General features: G+C 44.6%; 22 protein-coding genes. 11 read left to right on the top strand and 11 right to left on the bottom strand.

What is annotated here, in order from left to right; translation table 11 throughout:
* Positions 1-129 precede the first annotated feature (129 nt).
* Genes AB6E52_RS12220 through AB6E52_RS12210 form a run of 3 tightly spaced genes read left to right on the top strand, consistent with a single transcriptional unit; the run spans position 130 to position 2,707 of the window.
* Positions 130-840 (top strand): response regulator transcription factor, encoded by a 711-nt coding sequence (locus tag AB6E52_RS12220; RefSeq protein ID WP_102320596.1) that lies wholly within the window; start codon positions 130-132, stop codon positions 838-840.
* Complete coding sequence (locus AB6E52_RS12215; RefSeq protein ID WP_102320595.1) at positions 837-2,090, top strand: HAMP domain-containing sensor histidine kinase; 1,254 nt, start codon at positions 837-839, stop codon at positions 2,088-2,090. Before AB6E52_RS12220 ends, AB6E52_RS12215 begins: the two co-directional genes overlap by 4 nt.
* The gene (locus tag AB6E52_RS12210; RefSeq protein WP_102320594.1) at positions 2,090-2,707 is read left to right on the top strand and encodes a class I SAM-dependent methyltransferase; all 618 of its coding nucleotides are present in this window, start codon (positions 2,090-2,092) and stop codon (positions 2,705-2,707) included. The genes AB6E52_RS12215 and AB6E52_RS12210 overlap by 1 nt, the downstream gene beginning before the upstream one ends.
* Before the next feature lie 144 nt (positions 2,708-2,851).
* Here the strand turns inward: AB6E52_RS12210 and AB6E52_RS12205 are convergent, their stop codons facing one another.
* The gene (locus AB6E52_RS12205) at positions 2,852-3,994 is read right to left on the bottom strand and encodes a DUF3541 domain-containing protein (protein ID WP_017060606.1); all 1,143 of its coding nucleotides are present in this window, start codon (positions 3,992-3,994) and stop codon (positions 2,852-2,854) included.
* A gap of 283 nt (positions 3,995-4,277) precedes the next feature.
* Between AB6E52_RS12205 and AB6E52_RS12200 the strand changes: the two genes are divergently transcribed.
* On the top strand, positions 4,278-5,633 hold the full coding sequence (locus tag AB6E52_RS12200) for a diguanylate cyclase (protein WP_102320593.1): 1,356 nt from the start codon (positions 4,278-4,280) through the stop codon (positions 5,631-5,633).
* 163 nt (positions 5,634-5,796) lie between these two features.
* Positions 5,797-7,446 (top strand): DEAD/DEAH box helicase, encoded by a 1,650-nt coding sequence (locus AB6E52_RS12195; RefSeq protein WP_102320592.1) that lies wholly within the window; start codon positions 5,797-5,799, stop codon positions 7,444-7,446.
* 569 nt (positions 7,447-8,015) lie between these two features.
* On the opposite strand, the gene AB6E52_RS12190 is transcribed toward AB6E52_RS12195, so the two are convergent.
* Positions 8,016-9,545, bottom strand: coding sequence for a DUF3612 domain-containing protein (locus tag AB6E52_RS12190; RefSeq protein WP_081090203.1), 1,530 nt, complete (start codon positions 9,543-9,545; stop codon positions 8,016-8,018).
* 169 nt (positions 9,546-9,714) lie between these two features.
* Between AB6E52_RS12190 and AB6E52_RS12185 the strand changes: the two genes are divergently transcribed.
* Positions 9,715-10,311 carry a malate synthase gene (locus tag AB6E52_RS12185; protein ID WP_017060610.1) on the top strand — a complete coding sequence of 199 codons (597 nt, stop codon included), beginning with the start codon at positions 9,715-9,717 and terminating at the stop codon, positions 10,309-10,311.
* 127 nt (positions 10,312-10,438) lie between these two features.
* Here the strand turns inward: AB6E52_RS12185 and AB6E52_RS12180 are convergent, their stop codons facing one another.
* The 6 genes from AB6E52_RS12180 to AB6E52_RS12155 form a co-directional block, all read right to left on the bottom strand.
* Entirely contained in the window at positions 10,439-11,455 is a 1,017-nt protein-coding gene (locus AB6E52_RS12180; RefSeq protein WP_017060611.1) for a GGDEF domain-containing protein, read from the bottom strand.
* 457 nt (positions 11,456-11,912) lie between these two features.
* Positions 11,913-12,125, bottom strand: a complete 213-nt coding sequence (locus AB6E52_RS12175; RefSeq protein WP_004740083.1) for a cold-shock protein — start codon at positions 12,123-12,125, stop codon at positions 11,913-11,915.
* Positions 12,126-12,483: 358 nt separating this feature from the next.
* Positions 12,484-13,761 carry a cytosine deaminase gene (locus tag AB6E52_RS12170; RefSeq protein WP_017066495.1) on the bottom strand — a complete coding sequence of 426 codons (1,278 nt, stop codon included), beginning with the start codon at positions 13,759-13,761 and terminating at the stop codon, positions 12,484-12,486.
* Between the two features lie 9 nt (positions 13,762-13,770).
* The gene (codB, locus tag AB6E52_RS12165) at positions 13,771-15,009 is read right to left on the bottom strand and encodes a cytosine permease (RefSeq protein WP_102320591.1); all 1,239 of its coding nucleotides are present in this window, start codon (positions 15,007-15,009) and stop codon (positions 13,771-13,773) included.
* Positions 15,010-15,688: 679 nt separating this feature from the next.
* On the bottom strand, positions 15,689-16,912 hold the full coding sequence (locus AB6E52_RS12160) for an HlyD family secretion protein (RefSeq protein WP_048608932.1): 1,224 nt from the start codon (positions 16,910-16,912) through the stop codon (positions 15,689-15,691).
* Complete coding sequence (locus AB6E52_RS12155; protein WP_017066493.1) at positions 16,906-17,256, bottom strand: MFS transporter; 351 nt, start codon at positions 17,254-17,256, stop codon at positions 16,906-16,908. Before AB6E52_RS12155 ends, AB6E52_RS12160 begins: the two co-directional genes overlap by 7 nt.
* A gap of 133 nt (positions 17,257-17,389) precedes the next feature.
* On the opposite strand from AB6E52_RS12155, the gene AB6E52_RS12150 reads away from it, so the two are divergent.
* Positions 17,390-18,397 (top strand): AraC family transcriptional regulator, encoded by a 1,008-nt coding sequence (locus AB6E52_RS12150; protein WP_017061786.1) that lies wholly within the window; start codon positions 17,390-17,392, stop codon positions 18,395-18,397.
* Between the two features lie 10 nt (positions 18,398-18,407).
* On the opposite strand, the gene AB6E52_RS12145 is transcribed toward AB6E52_RS12150, so the two are convergent.
* Both AB6E52_RS12145 and AB6E52_RS12140 read right to left on the bottom strand, forming a co-directional pair.
* Positions 18,408-19,352, bottom strand: a complete 945-nt coding sequence (locus AB6E52_RS12145; protein ID WP_102320590.1) for an urea transporter — start codon at positions 19,350-19,352, stop codon at positions 18,408-18,410.
* Between the two features lie 82 nt (positions 19,353-19,434).
* Positions 19,435-20,094, bottom strand: coding sequence for a pyridoxamine 5'-phosphate oxidase family protein (locus tag AB6E52_RS12140; RefSeq protein ID WP_017061784.1), 660 nt, complete (start codon positions 20,092-20,094; stop codon positions 19,435-19,437).
* A gap of 90 nt (positions 20,095-20,184) precedes the next feature.
* On the opposite strand from AB6E52_RS12140, the gene AB6E52_RS12135 reads away from it, so the two are divergent.
* A complete protein-coding gene (locus tag AB6E52_RS12135; protein ID WP_102320589.1) occupies positions 20,185-21,642 on the top strand; it encodes a PLP-dependent aminotransferase family protein in 1,458 nt (485 codons plus the stop codon).
* A gap of 46 nt (positions 21,643-21,688) precedes the next feature.
* On the opposite strand, the gene yjeH is transcribed toward AB6E52_RS12135, so the two are convergent.
* Positions 21,689-22,960, bottom strand: coding sequence for an L-methionine/branched-chain amino acid transporter (gene yjeH, locus AB6E52_RS12130; RefSeq protein WP_017064857.1), 1,272 nt, complete (start codon positions 22,958-22,960; stop codon positions 21,689-21,691).
* 254 nt (positions 22,961-23,214) lie between these two features.
* Here yjeH and AB6E52_RS12125 point away from each other — a divergent pair, with 254 nt between their 5' ends.
* The 3 genes from AB6E52_RS12125 (at position 23,215) to AB6E52_RS12115 (ending at position 25,332) form a co-directional block, all read left to right on the top strand.
* A complete protein-coding gene (locus tag AB6E52_RS12125) occupies positions 23,215-23,676 on the top strand; it encodes an Lrp/AsnC family transcriptional regulator (protein WP_017064856.1) in 462 nt (153 codons plus the stop codon).
* Positions 23,670-24,590 (top strand): LysR family transcriptional regulator, encoded by a 921-nt coding sequence (locus tag AB6E52_RS12120; protein ID WP_017061780.1) that lies wholly within the window; start codon positions 23,670-23,672, stop codon positions 24,588-24,590. Before AB6E52_RS12125 ends, AB6E52_RS12120 begins: the two co-directional genes overlap by 7 nt.
* 127 nt (positions 24,591-24,717) lie before the next feature.
* Complete coding sequence (locus tag AB6E52_RS12115; RefSeq protein WP_017061779.1) at positions 24,718-25,332, top strand: LysE family translocator; 615 nt, start codon at positions 24,718-24,720, stop codon at positions 25,330-25,332.
* Positions 25,333-25,381 lie beyond the last annotated feature (49 nt).

Genomic DNA, 25,381 nt, shown 5'->3' with positions numbered 1-25,381 from the left:
AGCTAATGATGATATCTAGGCTGATGATTGCCGAGCGAGCCTCAGCAACTTCGGTCTAGGTTCATTACCGAACAAGATATTAAAGATCACTACAAAGCTACACTACAACTAACAATAGAGGTCTTCACGATGGCAGAATCCGTCACTAATAAACTCACAGATAAGCTTCAATTGCTTTTGGTTGAAGACGACCTCGATTTAGCCACTGCGGTTATTGATTACCTCGATTTAGAAGATATCCAGTGCGATCATGCAGCGAATGGTTTAGCTGGACTCAACCTCATCGAAGCAAACCGATATGACGCGGTCATTCTCGATCTCAATTTGCCTAAAATGAACGGCTTACAGGTGTGCGAGAATCTCAGATCGCAGGGCATTGATACACCCGTTTTGATGCTGACGGCACGTGATACGCTTGATGATAAGCTGACAGGCTTTTCAAAAGGGGCCGATGATTACCTAGTGAAACCTTTTGCAATGGAAGAGTTGATTGTTCGAGTACAAGTGCTGGCGAAGCGACGCAGTGGTCAGGTTCGCCGCTTGTCGGTAAGCGATTTGGAAATCGATCTCAAACAGCATCAAGCCTATCGTGATAATTCCCCTTTAAAGCTTTCGCCTACCGCACTCAAAATACTGGAAATCTTGATGCGTTCTAGCCCTAATCCTGTTTCTCGCGAGACCATCATGCAGGGCGTGTGGGGCGACGATCAACCAGACAGTAACAGCTTAAAAGTGCATATCTTCAATCTGCGTAAACAAGTGGATGCGGAACAAGACAATAAGCTGCTGCATACCATTGCGGGTAAAGGTTTTGCGATTAAGGAGTTACGACAAGCATGAAGATCAGACCAAGCCTAAGGATCTACGTTTTGTTGGCGATTCTGGTTACAGGTGTCACGACGATTCTGGTTCTTTCTGCGTTGAGCGTAAACTACTTTGTCTCGGGGATGGATATCGCTATGCGTGGCTCTATGATTGCCCAAGCGCAACAAGATGCGGTGAAGGCAGGCAAGCCTATGACCAATCAAGAATTTACGGTGGCGACCCAATGGAGCGACTTGCCACAAAGTATTCAGAACAACCTCAACCAGAACGAACTGCAATTCAACCGAATGACCAAAATAATCATTGGCAAATCTATATTCTCACCTCCGGAGAAAGGCTATTTCGCCATGAAGGTGATGAAAGGTAATGAAGTTCGTTATGTTTCTGCGGTGTTTGCTCAAAAACATGACCCTTTCATTAATGACGAAGGGCTTCCGCACTTTATCACGATTTTTTTGACCGCACTGGGTGCGATTGTATTGTTTTTCGTTATCTTGGTTTTGGTGTTACGTAAGGTGGCATCGCCTGTTGAGCAGCTAAAGAACTGGGCCAAATCGCTAGATAAAGATAACCTCAATGAACCGACACCAGATTTTCACTTTAGTGAACTGAACACCTTGGCTAACATCATTCGTGATAGTTTGAGTTCGGTTCAAAACAGCTTAGAACGAGAGCAGAAATTTTTGGGTTACGCGAGCCACGAATTACGTACTCCTATTGCGGTCACAAGAACAAATAGTGAACTGCTAGAGAAGCTGATTCAAAAGGGTAAGAGCCCAGAAAAGCAGCTTGAAGTCATTGATCGAATCAAGCGCGCGGGTTTCACCATGACAGATCTGACAGAAACCTTGTTGTGGCTTACCCGACAACAAGACAAAGATCTGCCTCTGGAAAACGTACATCTCGGCGAACTGCTGCAACAAATAAACCACGATTTAAGCTATCTATTGAATGGCAAAGCCGTGGCTGTGAATCTTGAAAGCGACGACACACAATGTCAGTTGCCAGTCGGACTCACTCGCATCGTGCTGACCAATTTGATTCGCAATGCTTTCCAACACACAGGGAGCGGTACCGTGGTCATCGTTCAGGTAGGCTCGAAAGTCACCATTGTTAATCACAATACTGGCGGCACGATAGAAGACAATCATTTGGGCTTTGGTCTAGGGTTAGAGCTCACCGAAAAGCTGCTCGCGCAATATCAATGGCAATACCATAACCAAGAGCTGGCTGGAGGTCGTGAAGTGTGGGTGGATTTCTCGTAATGCACTGGCTCGATCGTTGGAAGGTGTATCGCTATCATCGAAAACAGACTAACCGCTCGAATGGCGACAAGGCTAAAGCTTTAGGTTGGACTAGCGAAGAGAGTCAATTGTGTCGCTTTGAAGTAATCGCTCGTGCGGCGGACTTCGAAAAGAAGAGTGTTTTAGATTTGGGTTGCGGCTATGGCGAGCTGTTTGAACTGCTCGACAGCATCTATCGTATTCAATCTTATACCGGCGTTGACCAACACGTAGGCTTTCTTAAGAAGGCGAAGCAAAACTACACAGAAGATCGTTGTCAGTTTTTGGCGGGTGATATGAGCAAAATGAACCTTGAGGCGCACGACATTGTCATCGCTAGTGGTTCACTGAACTACATCTCTCGTGATTCTGATTATCTGACAAACATGATTACTCGCATGTATGAACTGGCGAATCAGACGGTGATTTTTAATCTTCTCAACTCAAGCCAGTATCCTTCGCGTAATACCTTGATGAGTTATCACCCTCAAGGTGTCTATCGTTTCTGTAAAACGCTCTGCGATGATGTCTCTTTAACGGAGGGCTACGCAGAAGGGGATTTTACGATAGTGATGAACAAAGCCGTGTCAGGAGCTTGATGTCGTCTTTGTTTTTATCTTTACGCAGGTTTTGATATTAACAACTTTTGATACGAGTACTGACGTAGTAAACAGCAAAAAGCCGCAGCCTTGAAAGGTATGAGGCTTTTTGGGTTCTATGATGAACCTAGGCTAGGTATGTTGCTAGTTCTTCGGTGGTTGGTTTTTAATGAGTCCGTAAGGGATGTTAGTAAACACCTTAGGGTTGCCTTCATAAGTCGGCGCTTCATTCACTTGCTGCCAATCGAGTAGCATGATTGCTAATACGTTGCGGTGTTCACCGTACTCAAGGTCAAAATCGCCAGTAATTGAAGGGATCATGCCTTGTTTCTCATCGATTGAAGCTTGAATCGCGAGTCGAGTTTTCTCTAGAACTGGGTCATCTTCTAAACCTGCCAATAAGAAGGTTAATCCAACCTCAGCAATCACATCTTCTTTCGCACGCAGCAGAATCGTATCGATGTTTTCTCTAAAGTAATCGTAGATCCATTGATGGTCTTGTTCGCTTACTTGATGTTGGTAATATTCTGAGTCGCCGAAGATGACGTGTGTCATACCATAGATCTTATTGCCGAATTGCTGGCTTGAGAGTTTTTTGTCTTTATCGTCTGGATACGCTTTTTTGAAGGTATCGACAAACTCATCAACGACATCCTGCTCACCCAGTTGGCGCAACCAGTAAACCTGATTCGCTAATTGAGCGGCCCACGCTTTCACCATGTCTTCATTGGTCACGTATCGTGAGAAGTCATAGCGACGAATGATTTCGCGTAGCTTGGCATCGTTCTTGTGTTCTAAACCGTATTCGTTAGCACGAGCCATAGAGCCTAGAAGGTCAACACCAAGGTAAAGGTATTCAGGCATGTGCTTGGTGATGTTGTAGCGTCGAATACTGCGCTCATCGTTATCACCAATATAAGATGCAACTCGCTTCTCTGAGTAGAGTACGATTTGTTCCATGGTTTGAACGTCATTCGACAGGGTGCTGAGCTTGCTTGCCACTCGAGCCATGTCGCTCCACACCGCCGCTGAATACTTATCGTCTAATGTTTGACGATACATGCGCAGCCCGTAGTGACCTTCTTTGAATGCAGGCAGGGTGTAAAGCTGGCTTTCGTAGGTGGTGCGAATTAGGTCTGCAGATTGCTTGAAAGATTGTTCTTGAGAATTGAGCGAATCTGCTTGGGATTGAACGTTCACTGCGGTTGGCGCTTGAACGTTTTCTTGTGCGTGAACGGCAACCGAGGCTGATAGCAATGTACACAGTGTGATAGTTTTTAACTTCATGTCGTGAGGTACCAAGCTGATTATTAGTCTATGTAAAATAACATTGATGAATCCTTCAATGTAAGCGTTGAGTCAATACAATGTAAGCTTTATAAGGTTCACTAACCCTTTTTGATTAAACCATTCGTTTAGTAAAGAAGTTTGAAGTGATGGATCACTCAATATTTGATAGATAGTCGACGTCAGTATGGATTTTTAATGACTTAGCGGCATACTGGGGCAATAAGCCAGAAATGAGCCGTTATAAGGCAGTATATAGAACAATAGTGTTAGAGGTTCGTAAATGCCAAGTGGTTCTAGCAAGCAGTGGTCTGCCAGAGTAGTATCTTTTCTTTTTTTCCTTGCGATAGTAAGCGCAATTGAGTTCTTTCATGCCAAGCAATTAACTTTTCTTAAAAACGAATCGTATTCAGAGGCAAAAAAGCAACTATCCATTATTCGTTCTCGGATTGAAGCCGCGATCGTGTCAGATATGTATATCCTCAATAATTTCTCGACCTTAGTGACCATCAACCCCGATGGTGAGGTGAAAAATTGGGATAAGATTGCTGAGAATATCATTCAAGATGGCTTCCATATTCGACTTATCGGACTCGCCAAAGACGACATTCTAAACTTTGTTTACCCGATGGAAGGTAATGAGCAGATTCTCGGTATTAATTATCGTGATCACCCAAATCAATGGGAGTCTGTTGAGATAGCCCGTAATCTTGGCAACACCTTTATTGCCGGTCCTTTTGAGCTGTTTCAAGGTGGACAAGCCCTCATTGCACGCACTCCGATCTTCCGAGACCCGCCTTTCAATCAAGATTACTGGGGTGTCTCCAGTGCTGTTATCGGTTTAGATGAGCTGTTTGAAGATGTTGGAATCGGCAAGATAGAGAACAAGTATGAATTAGCAATTCGTGGTGCAAACAGTTCAGGGAAAGATGGCGCTGTCTTTTATGGCACTCAGGATGTGTTCGATAATGCGTTCGCCACTGAACAGGTGAGTTTCCCATACGGGGGGTGGTACCTTGCTCTCTCCGGTAACGAACATGTATTGATGGATGAGCCTTGGTATCGAATCCAAGCGGTAAGGCTGGTAGGCTACTCCATTATATTAGTGTTGGCGTTTGCCTTCTTTACTATTTATCGTCTGTACCGGATTGCAGATAGCCGCTCTATGCATGATGAGCTAACGATGTTACCGAATCGTCGATACTTCATGTATAGCCTCAAACAGGCCTTCAAACCCACTCAAAAACAGAGAGCGAGAACCTTTGCCGTTGTAAATATCGACCTCGATGGGTTTAAAGCAATCAACGACACTTATGGTCACGCGGCAGGCGATCAGGTATTGATTGAGTGTGCTAACCGCATAAGAAGTGAGCTGCGTGTTTCAGATATCGTTGCAAGGATAGGCGGTGATGAGTTCTTGGTCTTGTTGCCGCGCATCATCGATGATCAACACGTATCTTCAATCGTGACTAAACTACGAAAGGCGATATGCTCGGCGCCAGTTGTGTACGAAGCGCACTCTATTTATCTCAGAATCAGTGTGGGTTGGGTTATTCACAATAGTAACTACAATGATGTCGATGCGCTCTTGAAAGCCGCTGATGAAAAAATGTACGAACAGAAGCGACAAGTTATCTAGGTTGAATTTTAGCTGCGATTAGAATTTAGTTGCTGAATGGGGGGAAAAGCCTCAGAATACCGCGCTTTGCTCCGTATCAATGTATTTGATGAGCAAAAGCTGAAGCAACGCACTTTTTAACGTGTTGCTCATACTAAATGTTATTCAACTGAGAAAATAATCTATGAGTTTTACCTCCCTTGGCCTTTCTGAACCGATCCTTAAAGCTATTGAAGCACAAGGTTACGATAAGCCATCACCAATACAAGAGAAAGCCGTGCCAGCTGTCCTAACGGGCAAAGATGTTATGGCCGCTGCTCAAACAGGTACAGGTAAAACTGCAGGCTTCACGCTACCTATTCTTGAAATGTTATCGAAAGGTACTCGCGTACGTCAGAACCAAGTTCGTGCGCTCGTGCTAACGCCAACTCGTGAGCTTGCTGCGCAAGTGAATGGCAGCGTAGTGAAGTACGGTATTAACTTACCGCTGACTTCGACGGTAGTGTTTGGTGGTGTGAAGATTAACCCTCAGATGCAAAAACTGCGTAAAGGTAGTGACGTGTTGGTGGCAACACCTGGTCGTCTACTTGACCTATACAACCAAAATGCAGTGCGTTTTGACCAACTAGAAATCCTAGTGCTAGATGAAGCGGACCGCATGCTAGACATGGGTTTCATCCGCGATATTCGTAAGATCTTAGCTTTCTTGCCTAAGAAGCGTCAGAACCTACTGTTCTCAGCGACGTTCTCTGATGATATCCGCAGTTTAGCGAAAGGCTTAGTGAACAATCCTGTTGAGATTTCAGTAAGCCCTGCAAACTCGACGGCAAAAACGGTTGAGCAAAGCATCTACCCCGTAGACAAAAAGAAAAAGAGCGCAATGCTAGCGAAGCTAATCAAAGATAACGATTGGCAACAAGTGTTGGTGTTCAGCAAGACGAAACACGGTGCGAACAAGCTTGCTCGCTTCCTTGAAGAGCAAGACATCACTGCTGCACCTATCCATGGTAACAAGAGCCAAGGTGCACGTACTAAAGCCTTAGAGAACTTCAAAACAGGTAAGGTACGAGTACTTGTTGCAACTGATATCGCCGCTCGTGGTATCGATATCCCGCAACTGCCTCAAGTAGTTAACTTCGATCTTCCTCATGTATCAGAAGACTATGTACACCGTATCGGTCGTACTGGCCGTGCAGGTGAAGTAGGTAAAGCGATTTCATTGGTTTGTGCTGATGAAGTGGGTGAGCTGTTCGGTATTGAACGCCTGATTCAACAAGTGCTAGAGCGTCGTGAACTGGAAGGTTTCTCTCCAGTAAATAAGTTACCTGAGTCTCGGTTGGATTCACGTCCAATCAAGCCTAAGAAACCGAAGAAAGCAAAACAGCCACGTGAACATGCTGATGGTCAACGCTCTGGTGATAACGCTCGCGGGCACAAGCCAGCAGGTAAGAACAAGCGTCATGTAGCTGGTAATGGTTCGGCTCCAAAGCGTAAGCCGACATCTGGTAAGAAACCTGCTGAAAACAACTCAGCTGCGACAACTGAAGATAAATCAATAAGAAACAACGGCAGCAACTTTAAACGCGGTAGTGCGGGCAATAAACCTGCTGCAAATAACGCAGGTGCTCAGAACACTCTGAGCAAACCAAGCGGTGCGGGTAAATCTAACGGTACTGGTAAGCCAAACAACGCGGGTAAACCTGCAGGCAAACCTAAGAAGTCTGGTTACGGCGGTAGCTACGGCCCAAGCAAGTCGTCAAATAAGCCGACAAGCAACAAACCTTCTACAAACAAACCGTCTCGAAGCCGTTCTAAGCCAGCTCCTCAGAAGTAATCTTTTCTGAGATATTGAAAGAGCAACGAACATGAGTCGCTTTATAAAAAGGCGTCTCGTGGGTTAAGTTCTTTCTGTCATAGAAATCGAATAAGCGCGAATATTGAATCTCAATGTTCGCGTTTTTTTATGGGCGTTGTTTAGGGTGTTGTTTATGTTGAGTAACCGTATAGCTTGAGTAAGCTAGGGGGGGGGGTTATTGCTGTTTAAAGTGATTGAATCTAAGGGAAATATGACATTTTTGGGAAGGGTAATGAATCTTTAATTATTCATTAATAATAACATAATCACTAGCGTTTTTGTTGGATTTTGCAATTTGCAATTCCAGTTTGCAAAACAAACAAGGATATCCGGCCAATACGTGTCCAGATGCGTAGTAAATACGTGTTTTAAAAGTTGGCACGCATGCTGCATTAGTAATGGTGACCCTTCTTAAGCCGAGGGTCACCTAGCCAACTGACGTTGTTAGTGAACCTTTTTTGTTCACACAAAATATATGACCAATCACCCTTATTGTGATTGGTTTTTTTTTGCCTGAAATTTAGGTTCTATTTTTTGTTATTACTTTTTTACTCACCACACTTAGAGTAACAGCTTGGTTGGCGTGGGCATTCTCCACCTCTGGAGCAGATAAGCCTCGCCTCTGTCTCAATCCCACGTTCAATCCAATTTATATTTAGAATCTTGGCTATTGTCGTGAGATCTTTTTTGATGTTACGCGGAATTGCCACAGAGCCACCATTGTTAACGCATGACGCTTTAAGCTGCTCTGCTATGTCTCTTGAATTACCGCCTTGAGCATCAATTGCAGGGTTGAGATCTATACCAGCACACAACACACGATTGTTACCCGCAGGATCCGTCATATTGATGGATTCACAGCAGTAGATTCTTGGCTCATCACCCACGTTCAAAATGGAGATTTGAGCCGAGCTTCCCGCTCGAGGTTCTGATAATCGACGGAACACAGCCCAATGTTGACATGGGTCAGCGACCGTTCTCATATTTCCCCAAGGTAGCGGAATCCCGTTCCCGCGATATACCGCCTTGAGTTTCCCCGGCCCATAAGCATCAAAGTAGTGCCAGTGAGGGTAGGGCGATACTACAGTCATTCGACGCATCGCAACAGAGGGGGAAACCCCTGCTCTTTTGTGAACGTCGATTTCGTAACCAGTGCGGTCAAGTAGCTGCCTAAACGGGACTTTCGGGCACAGAAGTGCGCCAGCAAAGAAGCTGGATTCAAAGTCTCGCCATGCTTGAAGAATATCTTGGGAGTTGAGCTGTGAAGAGCCTGATACCTGGTTGTCGTCCCACGTGTTGTTGTTACCGACCGACAACACACTCTTTAGGCCTTCTTTGCTGTGCAGAATGCAATGACCGATATAAACCGAAAGGTCGTATTTCAGACGAGTTGGATACTCTTTAAGAATCTCGTTTAAGAAGATAGTACCGGGAGGCTCAAAGAAGGAGGTCACTAACTGCTTAGCGTTAATTCCGAGCTCATCGACGACGTCTTGCGGCGTGCGCGTCACCCAGCGGATGTTGATTCCTAGGCTTCTAGCGATGTCTATCAGGTCTTCTACGCTGAGGTTAAGACGTTTTAAGCCTACCTCTTCCGCAGCGCGCTCAAGGTCAGGGAAGTGGTTCTGGTTGCTCTCTTGGTGTGCTCGAATCAAGAGGTGCGCAAACTGGCGGCCTGAAATGCCCGTTTGTGACAGCATCTCAGGAATCGCAATTTGCAGGATGTCGTTTGAGAATAGGAAGCTCGGCTCGAGCGCCATGCCACTTATCCCACCACGATTCCCCTTATCAGGAGCAATGGCTTGTTGTTCAGATTCGTCGTCGAGGAACCACGTCGGATTCTTCTGAAAGACCTGTGCAATCACTTCCAGCATATCGATGCTCGGAACCCGCTTTCCACGTTCAATCATTGAAAGGTAAGAAACGGAAGGAGCACATTCTGGGTCGATTCTAATACAACGCGCAGACAGGTCTTCCATCGTTAAATGGTTACGTTTTCTTAGGTTACGTATTTTCGTACCTAGGAAATGTGACTGACGAACTAAACTTTTTGACAAGGCCATATTTGTAAAATTCACATTGTAAAATTTTTGTTGTGAAATTGTATGTAAAAAAGCGCTAATCTACAAACTAAGCAATTCACAAAATGACAAATAAATTAAACGTTAGTTTGGAATAATTGCTCTAGGACACATTTTTGCTGTAGAAATCGGTGGTTATCACCGGACTGGTCAAGAGGGAAAGACTATGAATATGCTTACATTCGATAAAACAGAAATCCAAAAACAATCAAAGCCATTTATCGCTGAAGCTGTCTTTGCCGTGGAGACAATCAATGCTAATCAGCAAACTGAAAAGCAAGTGAAAGCAAAGCAGCTGCTTGATCGACTATTCCCACTAGAGAATGGCTCACATCAAGACGTAACCAGCTACGTAGTCGATTACCGCCATATTATGGCTTACTTTAAAGACGGTCAGCACAGCGGTCTGAAGCACCCTAAGCAGTTTGTAGCGTACATGGGTGAGAAGAACGACCCAGACTCTATCTTGTTTCGAGATGGCAGTGGCAGCCACCTAGAGGTGATGTTTGGTTGCCACAAAGGGACAGGTTGTATTGAGCTAGTAGAAATTGATGATATTCAGTTGGAATCATGCACCACGTTTGGCCAATCACCAATGGAAGCAACAACCACAATGCGTGAAGAGACCATTGCAGCGATGCGCCACTGGATCAGTTTGATTCAAGGTGACGCAAAGGGTAAACCAAAGGCATGCAGTGAAGATAAAGAGTTCAGAGCAAAGAGTGGTGAAGACTACTGCTTGAATTATTGCTTCCAGATCTAACGGTGAATCCTAGTTAGCTAAAGTAATTTATACAACTAAAGAAAAAGCCCCGAAGATAATGTCTTTGGGGCTTTCTAGTCTCAATACGAGCCGACTAATATGTCGATAAGAGCATTGTTGGTGTGTTTTACAAAGGCATGACTCGGTTACGGCCAAGTGATTTCGCTTCATAAAGTAGCTTATCAGCACGTTCAATCAGCGATTGAGCTGATTCGCCGGGTTCAAGTTCAGCGACACCAAACGATGCAGTGATACTGCCGACTTGTTGACCACTGCGGCGATCTTTAATCGACAGCTTTTCTAGAGAGCGACGATTGGTATCAGCGAGTTGACGAGCAATACGCAAAGACTTGTTAGGCACAATCAGCGCGAACTCTTCACCACCAAATCGATAGGCAGAAATACCTTCACGGCAACTTAACTTCAGCTTGCGAGCGATCGCTTTAAGCACCATATCGCCAAACAAGTGGCCATAGGTGTCGTTGAAATTTTTAAAGTGGTCGATATCGAGAAGAATCAGACACAAAGATTGTTGTGCTTCACACAGGGTTTCTATGTCACGGTCGAAAGAGCGACGGTTATAGAGTGTGGTTGTACTATCGAAAAGCGCATCTTTCTGAACTTCTACTAACTGGGTTTTTAGCTTGGTGATCTCTGAGGTTGCAGAGTTTAGCTGAGAGTTTAAAAACTGAGTAGAGTGACGAATATGACGGGATTCAGACACCAGCTGTCGAACTAAGGACATGACTTCATCAATAGATAGGCTTTCATTATCAACACGAGCCAAGTCCTCGAAGCTTTTATCGATCATGTCAGAAAAAGCGGAGGTGTCGGTCAGGGTGTCATTCATTGAATTGGAAACTTCAGAAACTAACAGTTCCAAATTAGCGCGAAGGTCATTGATATTGGTTTCGGATTTGCTGGCAACATAATTGTTGTATAGCTGCTCACCAACGGCAGGAGGACAAATACCGTAGTGTTCTAAAACACCATCCATGTCTTGAGTCAGCTGGGGAATAGCGTTATCGACATAGGTGTACCAAAGTGCGTAATTTGCAGGTGTCGTTGACACCCTGTTCTTCATCATAAGAGGCACCGCTTTTTTTAGATTTGCGGTGGATTTCTGAAATTCGTCTTTGTTCATTATTTTTACTGCAGATACCAAAACAACTAAGCCACTTGCGAACAAGGTTAGCGGATTTCGAAGGTCTTTGCTTTAAAAATTATATGATTAGTGGATGAGGGTTGGATAAATAACTCATTTTTATTATGAATATCGATTGCGTATTCATAAGTGTAATCTAATGGATTGTTCTTTAACCATATTTGGGCTTATCAAACTTTCGGCGTAGCGTGAGTTAGTATCAAAAGATTGCTGAGAATTAAGTGTTGTTTAGGGAAGTGCATACAAAAAGTGACGTAAATTGATCGTTGAGCTTTAACTGAGAAAGTCTAGGTTGAGGACGCTTGGCTGGTGATTTGCATTTGTTCAGAGTTTACGGGGGAAAGCCTGTATCGAGAGGGGAAATGTTTATAAGCAGGCATAAAAAAGCGCCGATAAAAATCAGCGCTTTAAAATTCTTTTTAGCTATAAGAGCTAATTATTGAGCAACAACGTTTGCTGCTTGTAGGCCTTTTTGACCGTTTTCAACTTCGAAAGAAACCTTTTGGCCTTCTTTCAGAGTTTTGAAGCCTTCAGAAACGATTGCACGGAAGTGTACGAATACGTCAGCGCCGCCGTTGTCTTGAGAAATGAAACCGAAACCTTTCTCTTCGTTAAACCATTTTACAGTGCCAGTATTTGTGTTAGACATAATTTGTCCCTTATTCATAAATTTTCTAAGTTGTTGATTGCATTTAATGCAATGCGCTGATAATTGAATTATTTAATATTGCTAAGAAATAAGGAAAAACTACTTACAAAAACGGGTAACGATTTTACATGTCAATTTTTTACTATTCATCTAACTTAAATAACTCCGGCTAACAGAGCGAGAGCATGTTAACACAGTCTTTTGAGATGTACACGCATTGCTTAAGAAATTTGTGCTTTTTTTGTCATACCGTGCGAATGTACAAGATTTACACTGATTTAGTGATAGTTTTGTCGCTTCGTCCAACACAACAAAAGGAAGCATCTCAGCTTCCTTTTGATCATTAGTATAGACGATATTAACGCTTAAAGTTGATATCTTCAGTTTGATCTAAATTTATTTTTGTTTTCGCTGGTTGAGTCTCTGCAATCACCTTACCGTGTCGTATTGAGTACTGCACTGGTACTTGGCGGCGCACTGCATCAAAGCCATTGTCAGCAGGAAGAATCAGTAAGCTACCTGGCTTACCTTCTTCGATGCCGAAGTTGTCTTGTATGTTCAATGTGCGAGCAGAGTTCTTGCTGATCAAATCAAGTGAGTTGTTGATTTGATCGTAGCCCATAACCTGTGTCACATGCAGTCCCATGTGCAGAACTTGAAGCATGTTCGCTGTGCCCAGTGGGTACCATGGGTCAAACACATCATCGTGGCCAAAACAAACGTTGATGTTTGCTGCTAGCATCTCTTTAACGCGCGTTACACCGCGGCGTTTCGGGTAATCGTCGAAACGGCCCTGTAAGTGAATGTTCACTAACGGGTTTGCCACGAAGTTGATACCAGACATCTTCAATAGACGGAACAGGCGAGATGTGTAAGCACTGTTGTACGAACCCATTGCAGTGGTGTGGCTAGCAGTTACTTTCTCGCCCATTTCAAACTTATGAGCAAGGGCTGCTAATGTTTCCACAAAGCGAGACTGTTCGTCGTCGATTTCATCACAGTGAACGTCGATCAGACAGTCGTACTTGCGTGCAAGCTCGAACACATAATGCAAAGATTCAACCCCGTATTCACGAGTGAATTCGAAGTGAGGGATAGCACCGATAACGTCAGCGCCGATCTTCACTGCTTCTTCAAGCAACTCTTTGCCGTTAGGGTATGAAAGAATACCTTCTTGAGGGAATGCAACGATCTGGATGTCGACCCACTCTTTCATCTCTTCACGAACTTCAACCATCGCTCTTAACGCAACGAGTGTTGGGTCAGACACATCAACGTGTGTACGAACGTGTTGAACACCGTTAGCTATCTGCCATTTCAGTGTTTGCTTGGCACGAGACTTTACGTCTTCGATTGATAGCAGTTCTTTGCGCTCAGCCCAACGCTCAATACCTTCAAACAAAGTGCCAGAGATGTTCCAGTTAGGCTCACCAGCAGTTTGAGTAGTATCTAGGTGGATGTGCGGTTCACAGAAAGGAGTAACTGCAATGCCACCTTCAGCATCAAGGATGTCGCCTTGATGATTGATTTGCGCGCCATTATCGAGAATGCGAGAAAATTGACCATTTTCAATCAGAATCTGTTTCAAGCCTTCTTGGTCTTGAAGTTTCGCGTTCTTGATTAATAAGGTTGTCATAGTGTGTCCTTAAGCGGCCTGAGATTTCAGAGCTTTTTTGTTCAATAGAGGATTAAGCACGAGGTAACTGATTGCACCACCTAACACTGTGTTCAAAGGAACAACGCCAGGTAGGAAGTGACCAGCGGCTACGCCTGTTGCTACCGCGATAATGCCAGCCCAGTTAACGGTTTGGAACTCTGCATTTGCAAAATCTTTGTAACGTTTACGGTTCGCGAAGAAGTCGGCGATGATTACGCCACCAATTGGTGGAATCGCCAGCGAAAGGAAGGTTAACCAACCAACGAAGTTGTTGTATAACCAAAGTGCGAAAATCGTACCGATAATGCCGTTAATGATTGACATTGTAGTACTTGAGCGACCAGTGATGTTAGATAAACCCAAACCGGATGCATAAAGTGCATTTTCATTGGTTGTCCAGATATTCAAGCCAAGCACGATGATGGCTGGAAGCAGCAGACCTTGCGCGATCATCACATCTGAAATATCAGCCTGACCGGTTGCTGCTGCTCCTGCTGCGCCGAAGATAAACATCAGCGAGTTACCGATGAAGAACGCAACCATAGTAATTAATACTGCGCTTGCTGGCTTTTTACCAAAGCGAACGAAATCGGCCGTTAACGTACCCGCACTTACGAACGAACCTACAACCATTGCAAGAGCCATTGAAAAGTCCATTGGCGTCTCTGGTTTAATAAGTTGCAATTGCTCTAGTCCACCAACACTGTCTACCGCAGTCAGTACTGAGTAACCACCCAGAATCGCAATCGCAGGCACTGCAATCGCTGAAAGCACCATTAGCGCTTGAATGCCGAAGTACACTGTACCCGTCATCAATAAGCCAGATACGATAATCAAGGTGTTGGTATCAATGCCCGTTGCTTTTTGTACTGGAATAGCAAACATCGCAACACCCACACCAAACCAACCGACTTGTGTACCACCAAGTAAAGCAGAAGGAAGCCATGAGCCTTTAGTACCGAAAGAGAAACGAGCAAGGAGGTGGGTAGAGAGGCCAGTAGATGAGCCGATGTAGCCAAGAAAAGAAGTGTAAATACCGAGGATTAGGTTACCGATGAGAACGGCGAGGAAGAAATCGTTGAATGAAAGACCTGTCCCGAGTGAACCACCTGTCCACATACTTGCAGAGAAGAAAGTGAGTCCAAGCATTACCATGGTGAGTGAAGCGACTCCTTTCCTAGCCGATGTAGGAACCGGCCCTAGACTGTAGTTATTATCAGCAGCCATTTTTTACCTCCGCAAATGATCAAAATTAAAATTAACGGTCGCCGTATTGCAGGAAAACTTGCGCATTATGGTGATATAAATCACATGGTCAATGCTAATTTTGTCAATAATTGCCCATAAAAACCAGTTATTGCAGTAATTATTTTGTAAAACATAGGGTTATTTTCTGTCTTTATTTAAAAAAACAAATAGAAAACGTTTTCTATAATGCGTTGGTTATCTGCTGTTCTTGGTTGGCTATGAATGCTTATTATTATACGTCTGAATGGGTGTCTGTATCGAAAAAGAGGGCGGTTGGCCAAACTGCAGGCAAAAAAATAGCCAATCGCAATAATCGCAATTGGCCTATATATTTTGTGAACAAGAATAGGTTCACTAACAACGTCAGTTGGCTAGGTGACCCTCGGCTTAAGAAGGGTCAATATATACATTGCAGTTAGTGTGCCAACTTTTAAAACCACGTAAAACGGCAGTTTTATAGCAATCTGGTGCGTATTTGAGCGTTTAATTTGCGTTTTTGCAATGCCTAGTTGCAAAATGCAATTGCGATTTGCAACTTTAGAGTGTTTATTCGTTTTTCGGGTTTGTGTTCTTTCTGGCGACGAATGGTGAAATAAACAAAAAGCCCGTGCGATCTAAGAGCGCACGGGCTTGGGTATTGTTTCACCAATAGGAAGTATTAGATGGAGTAGAAGAAGTACAGTTGAGACTTCATTCTAATGATGATCCCGCGTATTACGTCTAGGAACGCCATAAAGCTGATAGGCTTCTCACCGCTTACCCACGCTAATCCGACAGAGCCAACAGGAATATCGTAACCCTCTGCCTCATCAATTTTTAAACGAACAAAGTGGTGCTTGTTCTGAAGGTTTTTGCCTGTGGTAACACGAACCTGCTCATCGATACCCAGCAAACTTGCTTGCGCTTCACCAGTGGCCTCTACAATGCCTTCTACGGTTGCAGAGAACACTTTTCCTGGGTATACCGCTGTCGCAAATTCCGCAGGTTGACCGACCTTAATATTACGAATCGCTTGGTGGTTAACTCGCATCAGCACGTACTTCTCTTCGGTATACATCTGGATACGAGGCATCATTGAAACACGCTGACCTTCACGAAGAATAAAGTTCGTTACAAAGCCGTCAGTCGGTGCCGTGACTTTGGTGCTGTTCAAGTCCCATTGTGCTTGTGCCAGTGTTGCCTTTGCTGAATCGACCTCAGTTTGCTTCTTGCTCACATTGGTTTCAGCTTTGTGGATGTTCAACTTCGCATTCTCGGCATCGACTTCTTTCTTGCTAAGCTGAGATTCCAATGTCGTAACGTTATACGTCGCTAAGTCTACCTTTGCTGTTTGTTGGTCGATGTCAGTTTCAGTGATCGTATGTTCTACCACTTTGTTTTGCTTCTGGTAACGATCAAGCGTCTTTGACTGCAGTACTAAGTCTGTTTTAGCCGAATCTATTTGTGCGACTGAAGCTTTGATGTCTTCAAGCGCCGATTGATAGCTGACTTTTGCAATGCTCACTTCTTGACGAGCTGTGTCTAAAGCGACCTCTGCAGACTCAAGTTGAACGCTGGCTTTGTCTCTTGCGATGACATATTTGGTGTCATCAATTTCGTAAATTAGTTGTCCTTCAGTCACATCCTGGTTCGGGTGGATGTGGACTTTAGAAGTTTTTCCCGACACATTAGTTGAATCGGGACGCAGCTGAATATGTGGAGACTGAACCACTGAGCCTCCCGATAGATCCATCGGAGTAAAATTGAGTAGGCCAACCCATACAAACAGCAACCAAGATGTACCCCCTAGGTACGCAAACGCCTTGGTGCCTTTGTTCCAAGGCATACCAACAAGTCTGAGTAAGTAAATGAACAGTGCCCAAATTGCCAAGCCTTCTAACATGTTTGGCTCTCCTCATCTTGCTTGTCGGAAGTTGTTTGCTCCTTGGTTGTGGTCGGTGACTTCCATGTGTCTCTTAGATTGATGATGGCTTTTTCCATATCAACGAAGGCCAAAATTACTGCTAGTACCCATACCCAGTGCCATACAAAACCAATCCATGTTAATGCGGTGATCAAACCGAGTTGTTGATGCTCTTTACTGTGAGCCTTGTTGATTGGTAATTCATGCACACGCCAGAAGCCGTAACATGCAGCAGCGATGGTTGCGACTAACACTACGCCTGCAACTACGTGTAGTGCGGTATCTGCGCCGGTTCCGACAAATGGGACACTAACTAAACTCATTGATATACCCTAGGTTAAATTGAGCACCGAGTGTTATTGATATCAGATTTAGAAGTTGATAATTTACCAATTACTTTAATAATGATGTCATTATGATTTGATCTGTAATAGTGACTTCTAAGTATGGTGGCTAATGAACAATTGTAACTTCTTAAGAGCATTGGGTATTTTGGGTATTTACCAATACGCAACGACTAATAAGGCGGTGAATACTGAGCAATTAGGTATTCCTAAATCGGTGTTTAATAACCCGATGAACCTTATCCCCGTAAGTGAAGTGGACAAATGGTATGGCTTACTTGAACAACAAACCGGTGATTCCGATATTATCTTGAAGCTGGCTGATAGAGTGGATATTGAAAGGCTAGGTCCTCTCTCTAACTGGTTTTTCTCGGGGCACGATCTGGCGTCGTCTATACGCCGAGTTAACATCGGGTTGCACTGTTTGCAGTCCGGGGCTTTTCTATATGGCGCTCAAGTCGGTAATTTCATCAAATGGTGCTACGACAATCCTGCTTATACTGAGGTGGGTAAAGTTCATGACTCAATTCGAGTTGCCATCTTTATGATGAAGATATTAAGGCGTTACTTGGGAGACGACTTTACTCCCGCAGCCGTCTCTATCGCAGGTTATCGCGAGAACACTCAACTCTATCAAGAGTATTTTGGGTGCAATATTCAGTGGGGCCAGCCACGAACTGAAATCTGGATACCAAGCCAGTCGAGGTTATCGAGCAATCAAGCCCCTTCTAGCGGCAAGATGAGCTTGGCAATGAACTTTCATGACTTAGATAATTACCTCAACATGCCTGATGCCGCGGATGAGCATAAGGTGACCTATGAGATGATCAATTACAGTCGCCATTTCGGCCTGCCAACACTGCATAAAGTGTCGAGTTTGCTTGGGTTATCTGAACAGCAATTTCAACGTCGATTGCATAACTTAGGCATCAACTTTTCTACCATTATGGGCTATGCGTTAAGTAATGTGGCGGTGGAGTTGTTGATGTATTCAGTGCCAATAGATAAAGTCGCGACGAGGCTCGGCTATACCAATGTCGCGAGCTTTAATCGGATGTTTAAGAAACATCGAGGTTTGACACCCAAGCAATATGTTGAGCGCCTAAAAACTGGCCTGTAACTATTCAGAGCTAACTTATGGTTCGTTTATGGATCAGGCTGGACAAGTAAACCATCCCCCAAGTACTCAAAATGAAAGGGGCGGTGAGTGGTAACAGTGACAGTTCATGAAAACCAAGTGTGATGAGACAGCTTAACAGCATGCCTAATAGGATTAACGGCCAACGGATTCGCGGATAGGGCACAAGTGCTAAAGTGGCAAGAATGGCGTTGTACCCGTAAAGACCTTGGGCTACCAGTTCGTTAGAAGCGCCAATCAACCCGCTAAATACGGTGCTAATTATTACTGCGAGCATAACCCAAATGGCCTGCTTGATATTGTTGAGTGCGATGGCGACTAAGATAACGAGCCCCGACAACGCATTTTCGATGAAGCTGACTTGGCTTATCCCTTTTAACAACGGGATCACCACTGTCGGCAGGTTGAACCACGAGTTAGCCTCAATACTGATGAGTGGCATCAGTGCGGAATCAGGTGCAGAAAACGCTGACAGCTCAAAGGTTGATTGGATAATATAAATCAGCCAAGTGGTGAGGATAAAGGCGCTAGTGTAACCGCGATATTTCTCAAAACTGAATACGATGTGGGCAATCGGCACCGTGAGTAATGCACCTAACGCAGTCACTAAAGCCAATAATGGTGTCACACCAAAAAAGTTACCGATAAATAAACCAATCAAAGCGCCATTTAGCGCGTACATTCCACTATCAATGTCGTCAACTGACTTGTTGGTGTTGGTGTTGGTGTTGGTGTTGGTGTTGGTGTACATATAGCCATAGAAAGCTAATGCATAGCTGCAACTGGCGCCAAGTAAGGTAAGAAAAGCCAGCGCCAGTGACTCAATAGAAATGGCAAGCAACAGCAAAGTCGACGTCATGATAGACGGTGTGAAATAGACTTGCCCAATGCCATTGAGCAAGCCTTGAAACGGCAGAATATCCTTGTTCGTTTTCATCGTCTGATTACATTATTGAGTCATGTTAAATTTTTTTAATTCAGATTGTATGCAATTTTATCAAGTTCACCATCTTCGAGTGTTAATTCTGATACCAGCGTTCACCATAAGCTTGTTGGTAATCTGGTGTTTCAATGATGCCTTCTTGTTCTGGAACGGTTTCTAACGGCCCAACAACAGTTCTATAGGGTAATACGCCAGCCCAAACTGGAATGTCCATATCGGCTTTATCATCATTCACTCCATGTTTACCAATCTTCACGGAAGCTTCTGTTAAAGGTATCGCCAACAACTCGGTCGCAGTGAGTTCTTTTTCATTACTGAGCCTCACTTCATCGGTTCTGCCCGGTGCGATTTGCTCAATAAAGATATTCAACAAGCGATCCTTTTCTTGATTGTCATCGATGACTGAAAATGACCCCAATACCACAGCAGAACGATAATGCGCACTATGATGAAATGCCGAACGAGCCAGCACCCAACCATCGAACAAGGTGAACGTTAAACAGGTTGGTTCTCCCTTTTTTAGTCCTTTTAGTAGGCGACTGTTTTTAGCTCCATGAATGTAGACTATATCACCCACTCGCCACGCGAGCATCGGGATGACCATTGGTCCTTGTTCGCCCTGCAATGCAATGTGTGCGATTAAGCTCTCATCAATAATTTGGTGCAGTTTCTCTTGTTCAAATACGGCTTTGTGAGCCCCTTTTTTAATCGTGGTTCTTTTCGTGTTAGATAACATAATCGCTCCTTAATCATTGCCTTTTGATTAATGTAGCGATTAACTGGTCTATTAAATAGAGCCACTTTTAAACACTATTTGGATCCAGTTATGCAGCCTATCGATGTCGGTGATCTACAGTTAGACGAACAACACGGCACGCGTCAAACCGCCTTGTTCCACGCGATAAGAGAGAAGATCATTCAAGATTTATGGAGCAAGGGCAGTAAGTTACCTTCAACACGTAAGTTGGCTGTCGAGTTATCGGTGAGTCGAAATACGGTGATTTATGCGTACGAACAACTGGTTACTGAAGGCTATATCGAGAGTAAGCAAGGCTCAGGGTTTTATGTCTCGGTTGAACAACCAGAACACTTTCTAAGTTTGTCTAAGCCAAACAGTGTTCAGGATCCGAAGGTCAAACAAACAGTCAGTAAACCGAGTACAAACATAGCGACACCTAACGACATTAACCGCAGCTTTGCCCCAGGAGTTCCTGACTTAGATGCGTTCCCTTTTGCGAAATGGCAGAGGTTGCTGCAACGTCACTCTACACGTCAGAACATTGCGGGCAATCAAGAGGTTCAGGGAAGCTCAGCCTTGAGGGAAGCGTTGAGTGGGTATCTTGCAAGCAGTCGTTCCGTTCATTGCAGTGCCGACAGAATCATCATCACCGCAGGTGCGCAGCAAGCCATCTCAATCGGATTAATGGCGACGTTAGCGATGGGCGAAAAAATCCTCGTGGAAGAGCCCGGTTATCGACAAGTGCATAAAATTATCGATCTGTTGAGATTAGAGCTGGATCGTGTAAGTGTGCGTGAAAAGGTGGGGCTAGATATTGAAAAAGTGTTGGCCAGTAATGCTAAGGCTCTGTATGTCACACCGAGTAACCAATACCCAATGGGCACGACTTTAAATACTGAGCAACGCCTTAAACTGATCGACTGGGCCAATCAACATCAGTCATGGATCATTGAAGATGACTATGACAGTGAGTTCCAGTTTGCTCATCGCCCTTACACCAGTATGCAAGGCTTAGCGGGTAAACTCGGGTTTGATGAACGAATCATTTATATTGGTTCGCTGAGTAAAGTCATGTTCAACGGACTCCGCTTAGGTTACTTAGTGGTGCCAGAAAGTCTGGTGGCGAAGTGTCTTGAGATCAAAGACGCGCTCACTGGAGACACGGCGTCCCACACACAGGAAGCTTTGGCGGATTTTGTTCGAGAAGGCGACTTGCTGCGTCATATTAGAAAGATGCGTCGGTCATACAAACTCAAGTATGAAGCGATGATAGAAGCGATTGAAAGCGAGTTTAACGGTGATCTTGAAGTGATCAGTCAGGCAGCAGGGCTACATGTGACCGTGAAGTGGTATCAAGGTATATCTGAGACTGAATGGAGTCATAGAGCTGAGCTTGAAAATATCATCATTCGTCCGTTTGATTTTTATGAATATGGATCAAGTGATGCTCGTGATTGGAGTGGGGTGGTGTTGGGGTTTGGAAATATCCGATTGGCTGACATAAAGCCGAAGATCAAACAGATCGCTCGGCTTTTTTATCAGTAATATTGGTAGGGCTTGTTTACCATTTTCTGATTCATCACGAATCGAGTTACAACTTGTCGATAGAGACGGTGGGTTTACCTTTACCTAGCCACTTCCGCCAAGGGAGTGACAATGTCACAAAAACAATCACAGCATAGAGCATCGACCAACTTAAACAGATAAACACCAAGGTACAGATGACCAATGAAAGCATGGCAGTGTATCTAGATGCGCCTGTTAGTAATCGGCAAGCGGCTAACATTGCGAGCAGATAAACCAGAACAAAAATACCGTTGGCGAGCTTGAGAAAGAACTCAAGGTCTAAATTAGACAGCTCACCAATCACACACGAAATAAGCACGACAAAGCCAATTGCTAACGTTGGGTAGAGCGGTACGCCGCGGCTGTTCAGTTGAGCCATTCGACTTGCAGGGCTGTGTTGGCGGGCCTGAGCCCAGATCATCCGAGACAGGCTTTGTGTGTAAAGGTTTAGGCTGGCAAAGCAAGCAAAGAACCCCAGCACGCTGATGACGGTTTTGAAGCCATTACCAAACAGTTGTTCTGTTACCCAAGGGATGGATGCGGCATCGAATTCAGATGAACCGAAAGCACCCAGCTTAAGAATCACTACTGAACAAGCCCAGTACACTAGCCCCGCAACAAAACAGCCTGCAATGATGGCGATTGGGAAGTCACGTTGTGGATTTTTGAATTCCTCTCCCATGTGAGCAAAAGCTTCTATTCCGACAAAGCACCAAAACATGACAGCTAAAGCAGCGCCGATAGACCACATTGAATTGGATGAGATGGCAGGAAGAGCAACATCGGTTGCCGTGATGTCGGCTTTCCAAACAAAAGCGCTGACTAAGGCAAAAATCGACAATGCGATCACGGTTTGCAGTCGGCCAGAAGATTTACTGCCCATCAAATTGACGGCAATAAGCAGGGCGACGGTAAAGGATTGAGCACCAAGTGGTGTATCGAGAGGTGCGGGTAACAATTGTTGAGCAAAACCACCAGCCAGTGCAATGGCCGCTGGAATACCGACAGGAATAACACTCACAAACAACCACGCCACGCTTGTTTCTAATCGCTCGCTAAACGCCTGGCGCACAAAATAGGCAGTACCACCTGCATTCGGGTAGCGTTTTCCTAATGATGCGAAGGTCAGTGCAATCGGGCAAATAGCGATAAACAGGATTAACCAAGCGAGAAGAGACAACTGTCCTGCAATGCCTGCTGCGATCGCAGGGATCATAAATAATCCAGTGCCTAGCAAGGTCGTCGAGAGTTGTCCGATTCCTGAAATAAGCGTGATTTCTTGTTTGAGTTGTGTCATTCGCTCTCCTAGCTATTTGATTCTGGTCACGGTCTTCCAGTAACTTTCTTCTGGTGTGTGAGAAGTTATGATTGAAAGCATACATTGTTGACATCAATAATACAGCTAGCGAAACGTCGTAAGACACCGTCATTTTAACGGTATTAATCCGATTCAGTGTGAAAGTGTCGGCTGTCAGAATGGCTGTTATAAGTAGGAAAGTTGTGTCAAATTAGGCGTTATAAATAGAACAATAAATGAAAAGAATCAGAAGCATGGATAAATTTGATCGCCAGATTTTGGATATTCTCAAAACCAATGCACGATGCTCAGTGAGCGATATCGCCCGAGATGTCAGCCTCTCGCGCTCAGCGGTGAACGCCAGAATCAAGAAACTGGAAAGCGACAAAGTGATTACGGGCTACTGCGCTCAAGTGGCAGAACCCAACCAAACGAAGAATGTGTGCGCTTATATCTTGTTGAAGTTCGACATGTCGAGTAGTGACCATAGTTGTGAGTCTTACGCGAAACAAATCCAGAGTATTGATGAGGTGCAATGGTGCCACTCTATTAGCGGTGAGACAGATATGATGTTGTACGTGGAAGTGGAAAGCATGGAGAGCTTGAACCGAGTTCGCGATCAGCTGCAAAGTTACCCGGATCTTCGCCACTTAATGACTCATACGGTTTTGACCGAGTTTTTCAACAAACAGAATACGACGGTGCATTCATGTTAGGCAATATCAACTTAAACCTACTGCGTTCACTGCATGTACTTCTTGAAGAGTGTCATGTGAGCCGTGCCGCCCAACGTTTGCATATCACACAATCCGCGGTGAGCCGTCAGCTCAGCCAGTTACGTGATTTGTGTGGCGACCCTTTGCTGGTCCGTGACGGCAACAAACTGGTGCCGACCAACCGTGCATTGCTACTCAAAGGTAAACTCGACGACCTGCTTGGCGAGTTTGACCACCTGTTAGATGATAAACCCTTCGAGCCGCAAGACTGGCAGGGTGAATTGGTGTTGTCTTCGAGTGATTATGTCGCTCAGTATATTCTTCCTGTGATTGTGGCAGAGGTGTCTGCTGAAGCGCCGAACATTAATTTGGCTTATCGATTGTGGCAGCCAAACTACCTTGAAGCACTGAACGAGTCTGGGATTCATTTGGCTTCTAGTATGTTTCCCACAAAGCCAGAACATGTCTCAAGTATCAAACTTGGTGAAGATAAGTCGGTGTGTTTGATGCGAAAGTCGCACCCGCTGGCTCAACAAGCGGTTTTGAGTGCAGAAGATATTGTTCACTACTCTCACATCAAAGTGACGGGTGGTGGAGATAAAGACAGTTACGCGGACATAGCATTGAAGAAGCAAGGGCTGAAGCGAAGAGTGGCTTTACAGGTTCCGTTCTTTTCATCTGCTGGTACTGTGTTATTGCAAGACGACTATCTGATGATCGTGCCAGAACATATTGCCTATAACCTAGGTCGACACCTCGATACTACCTACTTTTCGTTGCCATTTGATACGGAAATGCATACCTATTGGTTAATGTGGCATCCTAAATATGACAACGACTCTGCCCACAAATGGGCGCGAGAAAAAGCATTCCAAGCCATGCAAAAGTCGAGTTACAATATCAGTATGACTTGAAATCATAGGTGTGATGATAATCTTTGATTTCAAATAATACCTCATGCGAATTATGGTAAGTGCCAAGTATTGAGTATTAAGCGTAGAGCGTTCAGCTGGAACGCTTTATTTTATTAGGAATGGAATGATGACAGTAACAATTTGGTTTTCTTTATTAGCGATTTGCTTGTTGGGTGCAATGTCTCCGGGCCCAAGCTTGGCGATGATCGCTAAACACAGTTTGGCTGGTGGCCGTATGAACGGGCTTATCGCAGCTTGGTCACACGCTGCTGGTATCGGTATTTATGCGTTCGCAACCATTGTTGGTTTAGCCGTTGTGCTTGAGCAATCCCCAATGTTATTTAAAGGTATTAGCTTAGCGGGGGCTGCTTATCTGCTTTATCTTGGCGTTAATGCGTTACGTTCGAAAGGTGGTGTTGCCGCGAAATTAGAAGCGGGTGAAAAGATGAGTTACATGCAGTCTGCTCGTGAGGCTTTCTTGATCTCTATCTTGAGCCCAAAGATCGCACTGTTCTTCATCGCTCTGTTTAGCCAATTTGTAGCGCTAGGTAATGAACTGACCAATCAAGTGATTATTGTCTCAACGCCGCTGATTGTCGACGGCCTTTGGTACACCTTTATCACCTTGGTACTGTCTAGCCCGTTGATTGTTGAACGTATTCGCTCGAAAGCTCAGTTGATTGATCGACTATCTGGCGTGGTGCTGATCCTGCTTGCTGTTCGCGTGGTGTGGACGATATAGCAGTAAACGATAAGAATAAGTAACTAGGGTCTGTTAACTTTTAGTGGTT

The organism is Vibrio sp. 10N.247.311.13 (genome assembly GCF_041467595.1).
GTDB lineage: Bacteria > Pseudomonadota > Gammaproteobacteria > Enterobacterales > Vibrionaceae > Vibrio > Vibrio crassostreae_C.
The sequence above is the reverse complement of the archived record's forward strand: the minus strand, read 5'-3'. Positions and strand labels throughout refer to the sequence as shown.

What these genes read in the sequence shown, in the direction of transcription:
- AB6E52_RS12160 (WP_048608932.1), bottom strand. Translation starts at nt 16,912, where the DNA reads ATGTTAGAAGGCTTGGCAATTTGGGCACTGTTCATTTACTTACTCAGA.
- AB6E52_RS12125 (WP_017064856.1), top strand. Translation starts at nt 23,215, where the DNA reads ATGGATAAATTTGATCGCCAGATTTTGGATATTCTCAAAACCAATGCA.
- AB6E52_RS12155 (WP_017066493.1), bottom strand. Translation starts at nt 17,256, where the DNA reads ATGAGTTTAGTTAGTGTCCCATTTGTCGGAACCGGCGCAGATACCGCA.
- AB6E52_RS12115 (WP_017061779.1), top strand. Translation starts at nt 24,718, where the DNA reads ATGACAGTAACAATTTGGTTTTCTTTATTAGCGATTTGCTTGTTGGGT.
- AB6E52_RS12220 (WP_102320596.1), top strand. Translation starts at nt 130, where the DNA reads ATGGCAGAATCCGTCACTAATAAACTCACAGATAAGCTTCAATTGCTT.
- AB6E52_RS12215 (WP_102320595.1), top strand. Translation starts at nt 837, where the DNA reads ATGAAGATCAGACCAAGCCTAAGGATCTACGTTTTGTTGGCGATTCTG.
- AB6E52_RS12140 (WP_017061784.1), bottom strand. Translation starts at nt 20,094, where the DNA reads ATGTTATCTAACACGAAAAGAACCACGATTAAAAAAGGGGCTCACAAA.
- codB (WP_102320591.1), bottom strand. Translation starts at nt 15,009, where the DNA reads ATGGCTGCTGATAATAACTACAGTCTAGGGCCGGTTCCTACATCGGCT.
- AB6E52_RS12145 (WP_102320590.1), bottom strand. Translation starts at nt 19,352, where the DNA reads ATGAAAACGAACAAGGATATTCTGCCGTTTCAAGGCTTGCTCAATGGC.
- AB6E52_RS12195 (WP_102320592.1), top strand. Translation starts at nt 5,797, where the DNA reads ATGAGTTTTACCTCCCTTGGCCTTTCTGAACCGATCCTTAAAGCTATT.
- AB6E52_RS12135 (WP_102320589.1), top strand. Translation starts at nt 20,185, where the DNA reads ATGCAGCCTATCGATGTCGGTGATCTACAGTTAGACGAACAACACGGC.
- AB6E52_RS12170 (WP_017066495.1), bottom strand. Translation starts at nt 13,761, where the DNA reads ATGACAACCTTATTAATCAAGAACGCGAAACTTCAAGACCAAGAAGGC.
- AB6E52_RS12175 (WP_004740083.1), bottom strand. Translation starts at nt 12,125, where the DNA reads ATGTCTAACACAAATACTGGCACTGTAAAATGGTTTAACGAAGAGAAA.
- AB6E52_RS12185 (WP_017060610.1), top strand. Translation starts at nt 9,715, where the DNA reads ATGAATATGCTTACATTCGATAAAACAGAAATCCAAAAACAATCAAAG.
- AB6E52_RS12180 (WP_017060611.1), bottom strand. Translation starts at nt 11,455, where the DNA reads ATGAACAAAGACGAATTTCAGAAATCCACCGCAAATCTAAAAAAAGCG.
- AB6E52_RS12200 (WP_102320593.1), top strand. Translation starts at nt 4,278, where the DNA reads ATGCCAAGTGGTTCTAGCAAGCAGTGGTCTGCCAGAGTAGTATCTTTT.
- yjeH (WP_017064857.1), bottom strand. Translation starts at nt 22,960, where the DNA reads ATGACACAACTCAAACAAGAAATCACGCTTATTTCAGGAATCGGACAA.
- AB6E52_RS12150 (WP_017061786.1), top strand. Translation starts at nt 17,390, where the DNA reads ATGAACAATTGTAACTTCTTAAGAGCATTGGGTATTTTGGGTATTTAC.
- AB6E52_RS12210 (WP_102320594.1), top strand. Translation starts at nt 2,090, where the DNA reads ATGCACTGGCTCGATCGTTGGAAGGTGTATCGCTATCATCGAAAACAG.
- AB6E52_RS12120 (WP_017061780.1), top strand. Translation starts at nt 23,670, where the DNA reads ATGTTAGGCAATATCAACTTAAACCTACTGCGTTCACTGCATGTACTT.
- AB6E52_RS12205 (WP_017060606.1), bottom strand. Translation starts at nt 3,994, where the DNA reads ATGAAGTTAAAAACTATCACACTGTGTACATTGCTATCAGCCTCGGTT.